The sequence below is a fragment of the Sphingobacterium sp. GVS05A genome (assembly GCF_019969845.1).
In the GTDB taxonomy this organism is placed as follows: Bacteria; Bacteroidota; Bacteroidia; order Sphingobacteriales; family Sphingobacteriaceae; genus Sphingobacterium.
Genome location: NZ_JAHXYR010000001.1, coordinates 408,323 through 425,087, shown reverse-complemented (window position 1 = coordinate 425,087; position 16,765 = coordinate 408,323). Strand labels below are relative to the sequence as shown.

The 16,765-nt window shown below is 39.1% G+C and carries 14 protein-coding genes; 7 read left to right on the top strand and 7 right to left on the bottom strand.

Annotated elements, in window-relative coordinates:
* Nucleotides 1-63 precede the first annotated feature (63 nt).
* From LC454_RS01725 to LC454_RS01715, 3 genes are all read left to right on the top strand, one after another.
* Complete coding sequence (locus LC454_RS01725; protein ID WP_120258465.1) at nucleotides 64-390, top strand: HesB/IscA family protein; 327 nt, start codon at nucleotides 64-66, stop codon at nucleotides 388-390.
* Nucleotides 391-642: 252 nt separating this feature from the next.
* Nucleotides 643-1,689 carry an aspartate--ammonia ligase gene (gene asnA / locus LC454_RS01720; RefSeq protein ID WP_223578578.1) on the top strand — a complete coding sequence of 349 codons (1,047 nt, stop codon included), beginning with the start codon at nucleotides 643-645 and terminating at the stop codon, nucleotides 1,687-1,689.
* A 138-nt stretch (nucleotides 1,690-1,827) separates the two neighbouring features.
* Nucleotides 1,828-3,132, top strand: coding sequence for a DEAD/DEAH box helicase (locus LC454_RS01715; RefSeq protein WP_223578571.1), 1,305 nt, complete (start codon nucleotides 1,828-1,830; stop codon nucleotides 3,130-3,132).
* A gap of 89 nt (nucleotides 3,133-3,221) precedes the next feature.
* Here LC454_RS01715 and LC454_RS01710 read toward each other — a convergent pair whose 3' ends face one another.
* From LC454_RS01710 to LC454_RS01695, 4 genes are all read right to left on the bottom strand, one after another.
* Nucleotides 3,222-3,950: a menaquinone biosynthetic enzyme MqnA/MqnD family protein gene (locus tag LC454_RS01710; protein WP_223578561.1), complete on the bottom strand. Its 729-nt coding sequence runs from the start codon at nucleotides 3,948-3,950 to the stop codon at nucleotides 3,222-3,224.
* Entirely contained in the window at nucleotides 3,943-4,569 is a 627-nt protein-coding gene (locus tag LC454_RS01705) for a histidine phosphatase family protein (protein WP_223578559.1), read from the bottom strand. Before LC454_RS01705 ends, LC454_RS01710 begins: the two co-directional genes overlap by 8 nt.
* A gap of 17 nt (nucleotides 4,570-4,586) precedes the next feature.
* Nucleotides 4,587-5,786, bottom strand: coding sequence for an aminofutalosine synthase MqnE (gene mqnE, locus LC454_RS01700; protein WP_223578557.1), 1,200 nt, complete (start codon nucleotides 5,784-5,786; stop codon nucleotides 4,587-4,589).
* Nucleotides 5,787-5,919: 133 nt separating this feature from the next.
* Nucleotides 5,920-7,743 carry an ABC transporter ATP-binding protein gene (locus LC454_RS01695; RefSeq protein ID WP_223578555.1) on the bottom strand — a complete coding sequence of 608 codons (1,824 nt, stop codon included), beginning with the start codon at nucleotides 7,741-7,743 and terminating at the stop codon, nucleotides 5,920-5,922.
* Between the two features lie 269 nt (nucleotides 7,744-8,012).
* Between LC454_RS01695 and LC454_RS01690 the strand changes: the two genes are divergently transcribed.
* Entirely contained in the window at nucleotides 8,013-9,173 is a 1,161-nt protein-coding gene (locus LC454_RS01690) for a pyridoxal phosphate-dependent aminotransferase (RefSeq protein ID WP_223578553.1), read from the top strand.
* An 83-nt stretch (nucleotides 9,174-9,256) separates the two neighbouring features.
* On the top strand, nucleotides 9,257-10,138 hold the full coding sequence (locus LC454_RS01685; RefSeq protein ID WP_223578551.1) for a prephenate dehydrogenase: 882 nt from the start codon (nucleotides 9,257-9,259) through the stop codon (nucleotides 10,136-10,138).
* Nucleotides 10,139-10,311: 173 nt separating this feature from the next.
* Here the strand turns inward: LC454_RS01685 and LC454_RS01680 are convergent, their stop codons facing one another.
* The 3 genes from LC454_RS01680 to LC454_RS01670 form a co-directional block, all read right to left on the bottom strand.
* Nucleotides 10,312-11,508 carry a tetratricopeptide repeat protein gene (locus LC454_RS01680; protein ID WP_223578549.1) on the bottom strand — a complete coding sequence of 399 codons (1,197 nt, stop codon included), beginning with the start codon at nucleotides 11,506-11,508 and terminating at the stop codon, nucleotides 10,312-10,314.
* 72 nt (nucleotides 11,509-11,580) lie between these two features.
* Nucleotides 11,581-11,964, bottom strand: coding sequence for a hypothetical protein (locus LC454_RS01675; RefSeq protein WP_223578547.1), 384 nt, complete (start codon nucleotides 11,962-11,964; stop codon nucleotides 11,581-11,583).
* 99 nt (nucleotides 11,965-12,063) lie between these two features.
* Nucleotides 12,064-14,676, bottom strand: coding sequence for a TonB-dependent receptor (locus LC454_RS01670; protein WP_223578545.1), 2,613 nt, complete (start codon nucleotides 14,674-14,676; stop codon nucleotides 12,064-12,066).
* Nucleotides 14,677-15,086: 410 nt separating this feature from the next.
* Here LC454_RS01670 and LC454_RS01665 point away from each other — a divergent pair, with 410 nt between their 5' ends.
* Both LC454_RS01665 and LC454_RS01660 read left to right on the top strand, forming a co-directional pair.
* Nucleotides 15,087-15,713, top strand: coding sequence for a Crp/Fnr family transcriptional regulator (locus LC454_RS01665; protein WP_223578543.1), 627 nt, complete (start codon nucleotides 15,087-15,089; stop codon nucleotides 15,711-15,713).
* Between the two features lie 137 nt (nucleotides 15,714-15,850).
* Nucleotides 15,851-16,714, top strand: coding sequence for an NAD(P)-dependent oxidoreductase (locus LC454_RS01660; protein WP_223578541.1), 864 nt, complete (start codon nucleotides 15,851-15,853; stop codon nucleotides 16,712-16,714).
* The last annotated feature ends 51 nt before the right edge of the window (nucleotides 16,715-16,765 follow it).

Below are 16,765 nucleotides of genomic sequence, written 5' to 3'. Positions count from 1 at the left end.
ACTTAAGAACAGGCGAAATATAGCGAGATTGTATGTATCTTTGTTGTAGACAAAGATACAACTATGATTACAGTTACTGATAAAGCAAAAACTCGTATCGAGGCAATCATGAAGGATGAGCAATATGACGGCAATTACTTTGTGCGTGTTGCTGTAGAAAGTGGTGGTTGCTCAGGCTTAAGCTATAAACTGAATTTCGATAATGAGGAAAAAAAGGGAGACCAGTTTTTCGAAGATAAAGGAGTTAAAATTTGTTTAGATATCAAATCATTCCTCTATTTAGCAGGAACGGAACTTGATTACTCCGATGGGTTGGACGGAAAAGGATTTGAATTTCATAATCCAAATGCAAGCCGTACATGTGCCTGTGGCGAGAGTTTCTCGGTATAAGCGAATCCCATTCAATAGAACAAAAAAAGCCCTGAAAATTATTTCAGGGCTTTTTTTGTTAGGTCGGACCAATTTAGTTGCACCGACAAATTAATAGTTTTATAATTACAGATTGACCTATTCGCTTTTTCTTGTAATATTTATATTTTTTCAACATTTTAATGGATAAATATCAAAAATAACAACAAAACATATTAGCAAATGATATTTTCATATTTTTGTATCAAATAACTGAATAAGAAAAATGATGCGATGTACAACGATCCGTACATGGCTTTTCAATTGACTCATATGGAGGGAAGAAAACTTTTAAATACCGAAGTTGCTATCAGCTTCGTTAAAGATACATTTGTCCAAGAATTAAAAAGCAAGTTAAATCTGATTCCAATTTCCTCACCACTGGTGGTCTTGGACGGCACAGGATTAAACGATGATCTAAATGGCATCGAGCGCCCTGTTTCCTTTCCGATCAAATCTTTAAATGAAAAGCGGGCAGTCGTGGTTCATTCATTGGCGAAATGGAAAAGAGTGCGGCTAAAAGAGCTTGAAATGTTGCCGGGTGAAGGTATTGTCACCGACATGAAAGCTCTTCGGCCGGACGAAGATTACACCCCTATACATTCCATTTATGTAGATCAATGGGACTGGGAAAAAGTAATCGGAAAAGATCAGCGTAATTTGGTTCTTTTGAAAGATACTGTACTCAATATATACGAATCACTTCGATTTACAGAATTACAGGTGGAGCGTAAATACCCACAGATAAAAGCGATCCTTCCTGAGACCATTACATTTATTTCTTCGGAGGAGTTATTGCAAAAGTACCCCGACTTAAGTGCCAAAGAACGAGAAAATGCCATCACAAAAGAACACGGTGCGGTATTTCTTTATGGTATTGGTGGTGCACTGAGCAATGGGGTAGCACATGATGGCCGTGCGGCAGATTACGACGATTGGAGTACAACAAATGAAGCTGGCTACAATGGTTTAAATGGTGATATTCTTGTTTGGAATCCAATTTTAAATTCAGCATTCGAGCTTTCGTCCATGGGTATCCGTGTCGACAAAACAGCATTAGCCTATCAGATGGAAATCAGAAATTGCAGCGAAAAATCCAAGTTGACTTTTCACAGCATGCTTCTTAACGATGAATTACCCGAATCGATGGGCGGTGGTATCGGGCAGTCTCGTGTGTGTATGTTTATGCTTAAAAAGCAACATATCGGCGAAGTACAGGTCAGTATCTGGGAAGAAGATAAAAAACAAGCTTTAAGAGAAGAAGGTATTGATATACTCTAAAACAATACTATTAAAGTATTATACTTTGGGTCTTTAAAAAGCGATTAATCGCAATAAAGGCCAATACAAAAATCTGACAAAGGTAATCCATCTGAAAGAGGTGGGTTACCTTTTCGTTTTAATTAGTACTTTTGTGCCATGCAGCTAGAAGCTATTTTAAACAAATTCGGTATTTCATCCCTGAATGAAATGCAACAAAAGGTATTGGACGTCTACCAACAAGACAAAGATCTCATCTTGCTTTCCCCTACAGGGTCAGGAAAAACATTAGCCTTTTCATTATTAATACTACAACAGCTAAAAGATATCGCCCGAGAAGTACAGGTACTGGTTTTAGTGCCCACCCGTGAACTCGCCTTACAGATCGAGCAAGTCATCCGGAAACTGACGACAGGATACAAAGTGACCTGCGCTTATGGTGGACATAGCACACGTATCGAAAAAAACGCATTCAAAGATGCGCCATCTATTCTTATCGGTACCCCCGGTCGAATAAAACAGCATCTTGAAGAAGGAAATTTCGATCCGACACAAATCCATACCCTAATACTGGATGAATTTGACAAGTCATTGGAACTTGGATTTCATCAGCAAATGGATTTTATCATTCGGCACATGCCCAAAATTAAGTCGCGCATATTGACCTCCGCGACAACAATGGAGACCATTCCGCCTTTTACGCAGATTCAGGATCCCGTTACTGTCGATTTCCTGAAAGATGCAAGCAATATCCCGCGGATCACGATAAAAAAAGTAGTTGCAACCAGTCAAAAGAAACTAGAGGCGCTATTAAAACTTATCTGCAAGATCGGTACAAAAAAAATGATTATTTTTTGCAACCATCGTGATGCTGTCGATCATATCAGCGACCTATTGGACAATCGTAATATCATTCATGACATCTTTCATGGTGGCTTGGAGCAGCAGGACAGAGAGTTGGCGCTACTAAAGTTCAGAAACCACTCTAACAATGTCTTGATTACCACAGACCTTGCTGCTCGGGGACTGGATATTCCTGAAGTAGATGCAATCATTCACTATCAGCTTCCACATAAAGAAGATGATTTTACACACCGCAATGGACGCACAGCGCGTATGCAGGCAAAAGGTGACGTGTATGTCATCTTAAAACCGGAAGAAAATTATCCCTACATTCTAGAAGATACCGCAGAGGAGGAGTTCCCGGACTTTTATGACCTGCCGGAAAACTCGCCTTTTGCTACACTCTATGTCAGCGCAGGAAGGAAGGATAAGGTCAACAAAATTGACATCGTTGGCTTTTTGTTAAATCTGGATGGCATCGAAAAAGACGATATCGGAATTATCGAAGTCAAAGACAAAATTGCTTATGTTGCTGTCAAACGTAAACTGGCTTTAGTGATCATCAATGCCGCTAACGGTCAGAAAGTCAAAGGCCGAAAAGTGAAAATCGGAAGAACATAGAAAGCATAACAAGATATATTTACATATAAAAAAAGAGGTTTGTTGAACAAACCTCTTTTTTAATTTCTAATGCATCGCGCTTTATTTGATCAATCCAAATCTTTTAAATAGCCCAGATAACGTTGTACAGCTTCCCGTTTTTGATCCGTTAGATGAAAATCAAGATGTGCCGTCAAATATTTTGTATAATCAAACCCTTCAAATTCGGGCAGTCCCGCAATGACATCGGTCGCATGAGCCACGCCGTAAGCGAGGGCATCATTGAAATCTTTCACAAACGATTCAGGCAGCTTTTTATTGCTTACCCAAAGGGCAAACGCAAAAGGCAATCCTGTAAAATCAAACCATTCCTTCCCCAAGTCATAAACGTAGGGTACGGTATTCTTTTTACCGAAGGTGCGGTCACCGATCAGGACATAAGCATCTGGTTCCGCACTGTCGTCTGTAATCAACTGAACCTCGCGTTTCCAGTAATTCTTTAGCAGTACACGGGCAAGGCCATTAGAAGTACGCGATTGCTTATCCAGTCTGAGGGTCTCCACCTCCGTAATGGGCTTATTGGAAAAAATAAACACCGAATCAACGGCACCTTCAGTTCCGATACAAAAATCTGTATTGATATAATATTCAGGAAGACTTAGTAGTGCGGCAGTCGGAATAATTCCCATATCTGCCTCATCATCTATTACTTTTTGCGCACAGGCACTTGGATAATCGACACTGAGATCGATCTGATCCATTACCTTTGATTTACGTATTCCGTTCAAAAACGGATAAGTGTTTGTATAAGATACGGCTGAAATTCTAATTTTATTCATTCATCAATGCTTCTAGGTGGTCTGTATTGTAATGGTCTATAATTTCAAATTGACCATTATTATACAGCAATTTATATAAAGCAGTATTTGTGTGTGGAAAATCATCCATATATCGAGCATCAATACCAGTCATGAGGCAAAGCATGATACGTAAGGCACGACCATGCATACAAACAAGGATATTTTCTTCATTTGCTTGGGCCAGCATATGATCCAATGCAACCTGCTGGCGTTCCATTAATACATTTGGAGATTCTCCATTTTCAATACTGACATCCAATTCTCCGTTGCGCCATGCAGCAACCAATTGCTCAAAACCAGACAACAACTCAGGCGTCTGCTCTTTCCCTTCGTAGATTCCCCAGCTGATTTCATCCAGCCCGACAAGCTGTTCCCAAGGTAAATTTTGGTCAATAAAGCCTTTTACCGTCTGATGAGTCCTTAATAAAGTCGAGGTATATACTTTGTCAAAAGGCACTGTATTGTAGCGTTCAAAGAAAGCCTGAGCCTGGGCCATGCCTGTTTCATTTAATGGGGAATTAACCCCTCTCCCCTGCACTATGCCCTTTAGATTTAAATCAGTCTGTCCGTGTCGTATAAAATAAAATGTCTTTTTCAAAATGAATATGATCTAGTTTATGGGTTTACAACAGGTAGTGCATAATAACTTTTCTTTTTGGTATCCACTTCAAAGACAACATCATTATAGTCAGTTACCACATTATACAATGTATCGCGTTCAATGGGATGACGGCCTACCTGTTTAATCAATTCCACAACCTCTTGTGTTGTCATTCCAGGTTTTTGCTCTTCCGCACCAGCCATACTGTATATTTTGGTCGTATCGTCCAACGTACCATCAATATCGTCCACACCAAAAGCTAGGGACAATTGTGCTGTATCTCTTGATATCATGGCCCAGTATGCTTTGATATGATCAAAATTATCCATGTAGATCCGTGCGATTGCATAATTTCTTAAATCCTCAATAACAGAAACCTCAGGGATATGTGACATTTGGTTTTCCTTGTTCCTAAATTTCAATGGAATAAAAGTCTGGAAGCCACCGGTTTTATCTTGAAGCTGTCGCAAACGTTCCATATGGTCTACCCGATGCCAGAATTGTTCAATGTGACCGTATAACATGGTCGCGTTTGTATACATCCCCAGGCGGTGAGCTTGTTCATGAATATCTAACCACTGCTCAGCCGTACACTTGTCATGCGCAATCTGCTCTCTGATTTCCGGATGGAAGATTTCAGCCCCACCTCCGGGCATCGAATCAAGACCACAAGACTGTAAATATTTCAGTCCGTCATAGTGGCTCAACTTTGCTTTCTTGAAAATATAATAATATTCTACTGGCGTGAGTCCCTTAATATGCAATTCCGGTCGATGTGCTTTACATCTTTTAAAGAAATCCGCATAAAACTCAAGGTTTTGCTTTGGCACAACACCACCAGTAATATGCACTTCGGTAACGGCTTCATTGTCATATTTCTTCACAATATCCATCATGCCATCGACCTCCATTTCCCAACCTTCGGCGCGCTCTTTGATCAGTCTGGAGTAGGAACAGAATTTGCAGTCATATACACAGACATTCGTGGGCTCAATGTGAAAATTACGGTTAAAAAAGGTATGATCTCCATGACGTTTCTCACGGATATAATTGGCAAGAACACCAAGATAGCCTAATTCACCTTTTTCGTATAAAAGAACTCCTTCATCAAAAGTGATACGCTCCTCTCGCAAAACTTTCTCGGCTATATTTCTTAATTCAACGTCTAAATGTTTATCAGTGATCAAGAAATTTAATTTATCTATTGCGTTCATTAATGTATCTCCTATCTTAAACAAATGTACCTAAAAGGCGACAAAAGTTATAATAAAATGTGACAACACTCATTCAGGATTGCGTCATGTTTAGTCCGATAAAGACCAACAAAACTTTCCTAAAACGACGTGTTTAGTCGGTAAATTGCTGCATCTCAATTAACTTCTTATATAAGCCATTATGCTGTAGCAATTCAGTATGGCTACCCGATTCAACAATTTTTCCAGCTTCGATTACAACAATCTTATCTGCATTTTGAATGGTACTTAAACGATGTGCAATCACGACTGTTGTGCGATTATCCATCAATTTATAGAGGGAATCTTGTACTAATTTTTCGGATTCGGTATCCAGGGCCGAAGTAGCCTCATCGAGTAACATAATTGGTGGATTTTTTAACACTGCACGTGCAATACAGATTCGCTGACGCTGCCCACCTGACAATTTACCGCCCCGATCACCAATATTGGTTTGGTACCCCTGATCTGTCTTTAGAATAAACTCATGTGCATTGGCTATTTTTGCCGCTGCTTCGATTTCTTCCTGACTAGCGGCTAGATTGGCAAATGCGATATTATTGAAAATAGTATCGTTAAATAAAATAGATTCCTGATTGACAACACCGATCATACTACGTAAAGAATCCTGATCCAGATCTCTTAGATCCACGCCATCAAAAAGGATCTGTCCGTCCGTGACATCCATAAATCGTGGGATGAGATCCACTAATGTTGATTTCCCGCCACCTGAAGGGCCTACTAGGGCAACTACTTTTCCTTTTTCGATGCTTAGGTCTATTCCCTGAAGAATTTTCTTATCTTTCGTATAAGCAAAATTTACATCTTTAAAAACAATACGCTGCTCGAAGCTTTCAACTTTTTTCGCATTCGGTTTGTCGGTCACCTCACTTCGTTCATCAACTAATTCCAACACCCGTTCACCTGCTGCAAGCCCATTATGAATACCACTAAAAGCATCTGTCAATGCTTTCGCGGGACGCATGACCTGCGAGAAAATGGCTATGTAAGCGATAAACGCAGGTGCCGTCAAACTTTTATCTCCAGAAAGCACCAAATGTCCGCCATACAATAAAATAATAGCAACCATCATCACCCCAAGCAGCTCCGAAACGGGAGAACCCAATTGTTGTCTCTTCGCCATTGCCCGACCAATATTGGCATATCGTTCGTTCTCATTATGAAATCTATTTTTGATAAAAGAGACCGCATTAAAGGCTTTGATGATTTTGATACCGGATAGTGCCTCATCCAGGTAGGATATCATATTTCCATAGGATTCCTGAGCTGAACGCGCTTGGCTTTTTAAATTTTTTACAATTCGTGCTATAAAAAATGCTGAAATCGGAATAACCAATAAAGAAAAGAAGGTCAGCTTGGCCGAGATATTAAACAACATCACAATATAGGCGATCAGCTGCAAAGGTTCTTTGAATACGACCTGTAAAGTACCCGTTACTGAATACTGTACAACCTGTACATCGGAAGCAACCTTGGAAACGATATCTCCTTTCCGCTGTCCCGTAAAATAACCGACATGCAGATCCATCACATTGTCAAATACTGCCCTGCGTAGTTTCAACAAGGTATGAATACGAAAATTTTCCATAATCCGCTGGCAGAAATAACGAAAAAGATTACTGATAAATACGGAGATTACGATAACAATACAAACGTACTTTAATGCCCCATAAGCACCAAGTTGGTTATTTGCTACATTCGCATAGTAATTAAACCAGGCCAGAATATCCGTATATGTCTCAGGTTTTACAACTTCAGTGACAGATTTACCGGTATTAAAAAGTGTATGGAGTAATGGAGCGAGTAATGCTAAATTTAACGTGCTAAAAACAACCGTAATCAAGGTGCAAATTACATACGGAATCGCAAATTTCTCAATGGGTTTAGCAAATGATAAGAGCCTAAAATATGTTTTCATTTATTTTGAACTAAGACAAATTAATTTGACACAAAAAATAATTTGTCGACCTCTCCTCTTCCATTAAAATTCTGTTAAGCGAGGAAATTGAACAAAAATAACAAATTAATCAAGAAAAGCACTCATACAGTTCTATTCTATAAAATTATCAAGGTTTAGTGTGAAACGCTGAACGTGCTATTCATTTGAAAAAAAGACAAAAATAGCTACTTTTTATAGATAATTCCCTAATTTAGCTTCATTCAAATACCAAAATTATTAAAAATAAAATGCAAATAGACGTTGCCAAAAGATTGCAGCAAACTGAAGAATACTACTTCTCGAAAAAACTAAGGGAAATAGATGAGCTTAACAAACAGGGTGCACGTGTAATCAATCTAGGAATTGGAAGTCCTGACTTACCCCCTCACCCGGAGGTAATAGCGACATTAAACACGAATGCCCAACTTCCAAATGTACATGGCTATCAAAATTACAAAGGAGCTCCAGCTTTAAGACAGGCTGTCGCAGATTGGTATCAACGCTATTATCAGGCTACTTTTAACTCCAATACTGAAATACTACCGCTTATTGGATCGAAAGAAGGTATTGTACATATTTGCATGACTTACCTACAGGAAGGAGACAAGGCATTAATCCCCAATCCCGGATATCCGGCCTATGCTGCGGCGGTAAGGTTGAGTGGAGCTGAATCGATCACCTATAAGCTTACACAGGAAAAAAATTGGCTGATTGACTTTGATGAACTTCGGAAACAGGACCTATCAAAGGTCAAGTTGATGTGGATCAATTATCCGCACATGCCTACGGGTGCGTCAGCATCGGATGCGTTTTATAAAGAACTGATTGAATTTGCAAAGGAATTCAATATTCTTATCTGTCATGATAACCCCTATAGCTTTATCCTGACTGACAAACCGCGTAGTATTATGAGCGTGGAAGGCGCAAAAGAGGTCGCGATAGAATTAAATTCATTGAGCAAATCATCCAATATGGCTGGTTGGAGAGTTGGAGCATTGGTTGGTAGCGAAGAGCGTATCAATCAGGTATTACGTTTTAAAAGCAATATGGACTCAGGAATGTTTTTGCCTGTTCAATTGGCGGCGGCAAAAGCCTTACAACTGGAAGCTTCATGGTATCAAGATCTAAACAAAATTTATGCAGATAGACGTCATAAAGTCTATGAAATTATGAACTTACTGGGCTGTTCATACCAAAAAGATCAGGTTGGTTTATTTGTATGGGCTCAGATTCCGAATTCCTATAAGGATGGCTATGCCCTTAGCGATGCTGTCTTGGACAAAGCACGTGTGTTTATCACGCCGGGAGGGATTTTTGGAGACGGAGGAAATGAGTATATTCGGATCAGTCTCTGTGCCACAGTAGAAGTTCTTGAAGAATCCATCCAACGCATTAAGGATAACTTCTAAACGCATTTTTCAAAATTAACATTTCAGTCAGATGAAATATCCGCTATTACAGCAAAAAAATAAATATAATCCGGATATTTCATATGGACTTTGAAAAACAAACACGAATAAATAATTATTCACATATGAATATTGCCATCGTAGGCGTAGGCTTAATTGGCGGCTCAGTCGCCATCCGCTTAAAAGAAACAAAATTCTGCAGTAAGATCATTGGTGTAGATAAAAGTGAAAAAAATCTTGACAAAGCCAAGCAGATAGGCTTTATCGACGAAGCAATGACTTTGGAAGAAGCAATAAAGAACTGTAAGGTACTTATATTGACTATCCCGGTTGATGCGATTTTGCAGGTCGTTCCTCAGATCCTTGATCAGGTGACAGACCAGGTCGTTATCGACATGGGATCTACCAAGACAAACATACTCAACAAAATCAAAGATCACCCTAATAGAGGACGCTATATTGCGGCTCACCCAATGGCCGGTACGGAATATTCTGGCCCCGAAGCAGCCGTAGCAGGTTTATTCAAGGGGAAGATGATGGTCTATGTTGAAGCCTTTAGAACGGATGAAGATGCATTTGAAGTTACTGACGCGATAACGGATCAACTGGAGATGCGTACCTGCTTCATGAATGCGGACGAACACGATGTACATACAGCTTATGTTTCACATATTTCCCACCTTACTTCATTCGCACTAGCATTGACAGTATTGGAAAAGGAGAAATCGCAGGGACGTATATTTGAGTTGGCAGGATCAGGTTTTGAATCTACAGTCCGTTTGGCTAAAAGTTCACCAGATATGTGGACGCCTATCTTCAAACAGAATCGCGAAAATGTACTGGAAGTCCTAGAGGAACATATCAAACAATTGCAATCCCTACATGATTCAATCGCCAGCGAAGATTATGACAAGTTGCATAAACTCATCAAGCGTTCAAATAAGATTAAACGTATTATTAAGTAGGATGTGAACTGGCTTTAACGTAGAACAATCACAGGCTCCGCGGGAGCTCAACTAAAATAGAAACGGGGCTATCCAAATTTGGATAGCCCCGTTTCTATTTTATTCGTTCTCTCCACTTGTCTGCACAAGTATTCAATTCTCCATAAGACGCTTTTTTTATAGCTTTCTTCTATTTATTCGTCTTCCAATTCATTAAACTTATCTAAATCGAGCTTAGCCCCCACTGCATCGCCGAGCTTTTCTTTGATAGCAGCACGATAAGAATATAAGTCTGAATAATAGGGATTCAATTCAATAGCTGTCGAATAATCCACCAAAGCGCCTTGCATGTCCTCCAATTTTTCCTTGAGATCGGCCCGCAAAGAATACACATAAAAATCCTCAGGATTCAGTTCGACCAGACGGTTGAAATCAGACAATGCCTCAGGAAGACAGCCCAGACGTTCTAATAAAGAAGCCCGTTCTTCATACACAATAGATGAGTTGCTGTCATTTTCTTCCGCTTTCGCATAATCGTTAAGTGCTTTTTCGGAATAACGGTAAGATTCAAATACCTTGGCACGGAATACATAGGCGGCGGTTTGATTTTCATCTAGCTCGATCGCCCGATTAAAATCATTTAAAGCCAACTCAAAGCAGGTCAATTTTAGATAGAGACTTCCTCTGAAAACAAAGAGGTTACTATCTCCTGTTGTATTTTTATTGATGGCCGAGGTATACAATTCGATCGCCTTCAGATAATCATAACAATGTACATATTCAAGCCCTAATGAATTCAGCTCATCCGTACTGAGTTCTTTCGGCGTAGATTCCAGCTCTTGAATAACCAGATTCTCCGCTTCAAAATAGCTTACCTCGGCTTGATTTTCCTGCCATTCCAATACGCTATGATAATTAAAATCCAATCTTTTGGCAATCTGGTAATCATAAAATGCTCCCTCATCTTCACCGATCAAGCGATAGACTAGGCATCGGCTTGCATAAAAATACGGTTCCTCTTTAAAATTTTCAATTGCTCTGCTATAGACAGCGATCGCTTCTTGATAGGCTTTCAATTTAAAATAATAGAGTCCAAGGTAACTGTATGCCAGCGCACTGTTTGACAACACAATGACCTCTTCCAGGACTTGCACAGGATCGTTATCAGCAATAATCCCCATCGAAAAGCCCTTTAACAGGAGTTTGATGTCTGTTTGTTCGATGTGATCAAACTCATCCGGGGAAAAGGGAATGATATCCGTTGGAAAAAAAGACGAAATCGGCAAAAAAGAAAATTTAGCAAGCAATACAGGTGTGGGAAGTTTAAAATCCGCCGCTGTAACAGCATTGCCCCGAAGGGTAACAGATAGATTTGATATCATTTGCTTCATACCCAAAACTAAGCTAAATTTCGATACAAAAGAAATTTAACAGCTTTCCTTTCCTGTTTAAATAGAAACCTTTTAGTTCAACTCACCGGTCAAATAGAGATATTTGTAGCGAACGATATCCCTTGAGTTTGTAAATCTGACAAGCTTTTCATGTTTGAAGACATAATTGGAAACCTTGTCCTCCATTAAACGTAAAAACTCAACAAACTCGGCGAAAAAGCTTTGGCGTTCACTAGCTGTAAATTGACTATTTTTCACGATCCAAAAAAATTGGTCTTCATTGACATGAAAAGACACTTCATTTTTCTTCTCTTTTCGAAAAATAAAAATCGGGTCATTTTCTTGGTTAATAAATAAAGCAAAACCGGTATTTCCACCATCCAGGTTTACCACAAAAGCGGAAAAATAAACGGTACCTATCTGTAAATTTTCCAGACAAATTAATTTATGCAACATCAGGTTGGCAGTTAGATCACCTAAAAGTATTAAGTTTTTATTAAAAAACAAAAAAAGACCCACAATAATGTGAGTCTTTTTAATACAAATAGGATTTTACTAGAACGTAAATTTCACTGAAGCGTTCCAGGTCCTGCCCTGACCGATCAATACAAAATTGGATGTATCAATACCATTCCAGATATTGTCAGCATTTGTAGTTACTGTACTGGAGGTAGCCTCGGAGATATAGAATTTGTTTAATACATTATTCATATTAACACGGAAACTCATTGTATTTTTATCACTTACTTTAACCTCATAGGATAATCCGGCATCCAGTAGATTGAAAGAAGGAAGCTCAATTACACGACCAACCTTTTTACCGTTTTCTTCAACCGTTCTATGTCTTGAAGAATATAGGCGTTCATACTGTCTGTAGTTACCATCAACTGAAAATCCTTTGAATACAACGTATTTAGCACCAAAACCGTAAGTTGTCTGCGCAGCATTTCCAACACGCTCCCCAGTCAAATCGACCTCTTCTCTACCTAGTTCAACACGGTTATCATTGCGTTCAATAGCTGTTACTTTTCCATCATATTTCCAATCACCGATTGATGCAAAACCAGTTAAAGTAAGCCCATGAAACGGACGAGCTGCAATGTCTAATTCCGCCCCTTTATGATCCTGTTTAACACCGTAATTTGACGTATAGATATATTGTCCCGCAAGCAAAACGCTCGGATCATTCTGTGGGTTATATTTAGCAACGTCCTTATCTGTTGCCAGTCTAGAGCTACCTGTAACTCGATTTTCCCAAGTTGTACGGTAAACATTCACATTCACATCCAAGAATTGAGAAGCAAATTTATAACCAGCTTCTAAACCCAGAATTTTTTCATTGTCAGCATTTTCATTGATATCATTTGCATAATTCATGAAAATATTGTTTTGATAAGGCTGACGGGAATAATACCCTGCATTAGCAAAAATACTGTGTTTCCCCAAAGTATAACTTACACCACCTTTGGTATTGTATCCAAAGTTGTTAACTGTTTTGGATTTTTCATTTCCCGGTGTATATTGAAAATAATCGTAACGCTTATTTTGTTGTTCAGAAACTGATCCTTGGAAAAATGCTGTAAAACCATTTTTAGCATATTCCAATTGACCAAATAAACCTCCGTAGCGGATATATTGGTTATAGTCCCAAGACAGTCTGTCTTCACGAGAATCAGGCTTGCTTGAGAAAGCTTTCCAAGGATTAGTGGAATATGTATTGGTTACATATACCGGATCAGTAATATTAATATTACCGCCCAACAATACACCATTTGTATTGGCAAGTGGATCAGTTAACTTACGGTAATGTGTACCTTTATAATCTCTGACATCAAAACCAATGTTAAAATTCAAAGACTCTGAAAGTTTATGGTTGTAGTTTGAAACAACACCAAACCATTGGTGATTGTTCACATCGGCTGCTAGGTATTTTTCTTTGTTGTACTTGTCACCTCTTAACCCTTGACCACCACCAGCAGCCAAAGAAGCATATACAACAGTAGATAATGAAGATTTATCATCGATGGTCCAATCCCAGTTTAAGTTAGCAACCGGTTTATGATAAAAGTTCTTCTGTGGATTCATCATCACCCCGTTGACATCCTTATAGTTATCATTGTATCGCTTACCATATTGTAAGTAATTTGATAATTTAGATGTAAATCCTTGGTTATGCCATTGCGGGGCTCCTGTAATCATCAAGTTAAGGTTGTGCTTTTCACTTGCTTTATAACCTACAGATAGGAAATAGCTCTGTCCTGCACCTTCAGTATGATCCATATATCCGTTACCAGACCATTGCGTAAACATTGCCGAAACAGCAAATCCGTTTTTCATCAAACCTGTATTGTAACCAACAGTAGCTTTCATAAACATGTCGTTACCGACTGTTGTCCGCACAAAACCACCTTCTTTCATCGAAGTGGATTGCGTTACATAGTTTACAGTTCCCCCTACAGATGAAATGGCTAATTTAGAAGCTCCCAGACCACGTTGAATCTGTACCAATGATGCAATGTCCGTAAGACCAGACCAGTTTGACCAATATACGCTACCATTATCCATACCATTGATCGGCTGACCGTTCAATAAAAATGCGGTATTGGATTGGTCAAAACCACGTGTAGTCATTGAAGATTCACCAAAACCTTTGGCTTGACCAGTAATATAAACAGATGGAGTATTGGCAAGCGCTGAAGTAATATCCTGTGCTCCTACTTTTTCCTCTAAATCTCTTTTATGGATTGTAGATACCGCAATAGGTGTTTTTCTACCTACAGCAATATCAATAACACCATGACCAACAACAACAACCTCATCTAAATCCGTTGAAGAATTCTCCGAAAAAGTCGGATTTATATTCAACGATTCGCCTGATTTCAACATGATGTTTTCAATGACAACTGGTGTTTCACCAATATAGGTCACTTCCACTTTGTAGGGACCACCCTCTTGAAGATTTGAAATTTGAAATTTTCCTTGAGCATCAGCTGAGCCGCTTACAACTTGTCCACTTGGGATGTGGGTGATTTTAATGGTTGCTCCTTTAACTGTTTGTCCAGTAGCCTCTTTTACAACTCCTGAAACCGAACTAGTATTTGCTGTTTGTGCATGAACCGCGCCATAGCTAGCAAAAACAAGTGCAAAAAAAAGTAAAGACTTTTTCATCTTAGATGTGATTGTTTTGTTTTTTGAGCCGCAAAATTAGGAATTGATTGTCTTTTTAACTAATTTTAACACTAGCATAACTGTATTCAGTGCATTTATATTCACTTCAAATTTTAATCTTCCATAGATTAAGCTCGGTTTTAAGATCAAAACAATAATTCAGAAATCAGCCCATTGACATAAACACAATAAAAACATTATTTTAATGGAAATATCTCAAAAATAGTCAAAATAAAATTTTGTCTTCTTTGAATAAGTCGATACATTATTTTATTTTCGTTTTCTTTATCCGACATCTACCTGAAACACTCTTTATTAATACAACAGAGCATAAGGTCTTAGCATTTTTTTAGTCAAACACCGCGCCCCTTAAAATCAAAATGGCTATATTTAATTACTAATAAAAAACTATGTTGTCCATTGAACAAGCTTACGCAGGTGTTCTTGAACCTGCATTGATTGAAGAAATTATAAAGCACGCTCGCATCAAAAATTTTCGTGAAGGCGATCTCATCATCGATACCGACCAATACATTAGCGCAATGCCCCTATTGCTAGCGGGAGCGATCAAAGTCGTCCGCGAGGATGAAGCCAGAGGCGAACTCCTACTCTATTATCTTGAACAGGGACAGACCTGCACCATGTCTATTGCCTGTTGTCTGGGTAATAAAAAAAGTGAAATCCGTGCCCGGGCTGAAAAGGATACAACCGTAGCCATGATCCCCAATGAACAGGTCAATGACTGGATGGCAAAATACCCATCCTGGCGGAATTTCATTATATCAAGCTATTCGAGTCGAATGAATGAAATGCTTCAGGCCATAGATAATCTTGCATTCTCCAATATGGAAGAACGTATCCTCAATTACCTAAAAGCCAAAGTAAATCTTACCAACGACCGAATCCTTACCCTTACTCATCAGGATATTGCATCCGATCTGAATACTTCCCGCGTTGTCGTCTCCCGGATCTTAAAAAAACTAGAAAATGAAGACAAGATTGTACTGCTCAGGAATGAGATCAGGGTATTGATTTAGCAGCAGAAATAAATTCATATCAAACGGATATAAAGCTTACCGAAGCAGATTTCAATACTTGTGCAGTTGTCCTAGCTTTGCACCCCATAGATCCAAAAACATTTGTACCTTTATTGTGAGCAGAACGTTCGATTCACATGACAGGATTTAATATGAAAACAGAAAACGTAGGATTTATAGGATTAGGAAACATGGGGAATCCCATGGCAAAAAACCTTGAAAAAGCAGGTTTTCCGCTTGCCGTTTACAACAGAAACATCGCCAAAACAAGAGACTTTGAAGCACAATCAACTGTTTATAGTGAAGTCACAGATCTGATAGGCGCCAGTGACGTCGTTTTTACCATGCTGACAAACGATGATGCAGTCGAAGAGGTATACAGCAAAATTCTTGAACAGCCTATCAGCGGAAAATTATTTGTGGATATGAGTACCATCGCTCAAGATGTGAGTATCAATCTTGCCAATAAGCTAAAAGCAAAAGGTGCTACATTTCTGGATGCTCCTGTCGCTGGAAGCACCAAACCTGCTGCAGAAGGTACATTGATCATTATGGTTGGCGGAGAACAGACCGACCTTGAACGTGCTAGACCTTACCTTGAAAAGATGGGAAAATCCATTAAACACCTTGGTGAAAATGGCAAAGGTATTGCCGCAAAACTAGCCATCAATTATTTTCTATCAATCATCTATCAAGGTCTGGCCGAAACCATCTTATTCTCCGATCAATTAGGGATTGAACGCAGTGAAATGCTAGAGATTATCAACGATAGTGCCAGTGGTAGCGGAGCAACAAAAGTAAAAACACCTTTGCTCGTAGAAGGAAATTATACCGCAGCATTTGCACTGGATCTGATGTTAAAAGATATCCGGCTGGCACAACAGGCAGGAGCCACCTATCCCCTGCTTGGCACCTTGCTAGACACCTATCAAAAGGCACATGAAAACGGCTTGGGACAGTTGGATGTGATCGGAATTATTGAGTCAATAAAACCATCCTGAGTCTAAATTTGTTTATAAACACACGAAGGACTTTCACCGGAAACAGCGGTA

Bases quoted from the DNA above. Each gene is read 5' to 3' on its own strand.
- LC454_RS01670 (WP_223578545.1), bottom strand. From the start codon at position 14,676: ATGAAAAAGTCTTTACTTTTTTTTGCACTTGTTTTTGCTAGCTATGGC.
- LC454_RS01710 (WP_223578561.1), bottom strand. From the start codon at position 3,950: ATGAATAAAATTAGAATTTCAGCCGTATCTTATACAAACACTTATCCG.
- LC454_RS01680 (WP_223578549.1), bottom strand. From the start codon at position 11,508: ATGAAGCAAATGATATCAAATCTATCTGTTACCCTTCGGGGCAATGCT.
- LC454_RS01690 (WP_223578553.1), top strand. From the start codon at position 8,013: ATGCAAATAGACGTTGCCAAAAGATTGCAGCAAACTGAAGAATACTAC.
- mqnE (WP_223578557.1), bottom strand. From the start codon at position 5,786: ATGAACGCAATAGATAAATTAAATTTCTTGATCACTGATAAACATTTA.
- LC454_RS01715 (WP_223578571.1), top strand. From the start codon at position 1,828: ATGCAGCTAGAAGCTATTTTAAACAAATTCGGTATTTCATCCCTGAAT.
- asnA (WP_223578578.1), top strand. From the start codon at position 643: ATGTACAACGATCCGTACATGGCTTTTCAATTGACTCATATGGAGGGA.
- LC454_RS01665 (WP_223578543.1), top strand. From the start codon at position 15,087: ATGTTGTCCATTGAACAAGCTTACGCAGGTGTTCTTGAACCTGCATTG.
- LC454_RS01660 (WP_223578541.1), top strand. From the start codon at position 15,851: ATGACAGGATTTAATATGAAAACAGAAAACGTAGGATTTATAGGATTA.
- LC454_RS01725 (WP_120258465.1), top strand. From the start codon at position 64: ATGATTACAGTTACTGATAAAGCAAAAACTCGTATCGAGGCAATCATG.
- LC454_RS01685 (WP_223578551.1), top strand. From the start codon at position 9,257: ATGGACTTTGAAAAACAAACACGAATAAATAATTATTCACATATGAAT.
- LC454_RS01695 (WP_223578555.1), bottom strand. From the start codon at position 7,743: ATGAAAACATATTTTAGGCTCTTATCATTTGCTAAACCCATTGAGAAA.
- LC454_RS01675 (WP_223578547.1), bottom strand. From the start codon at position 11,964: ATGTTGCATAAATTAATTTGTCTGGAAAATTTACAGATAGGTACCGTT.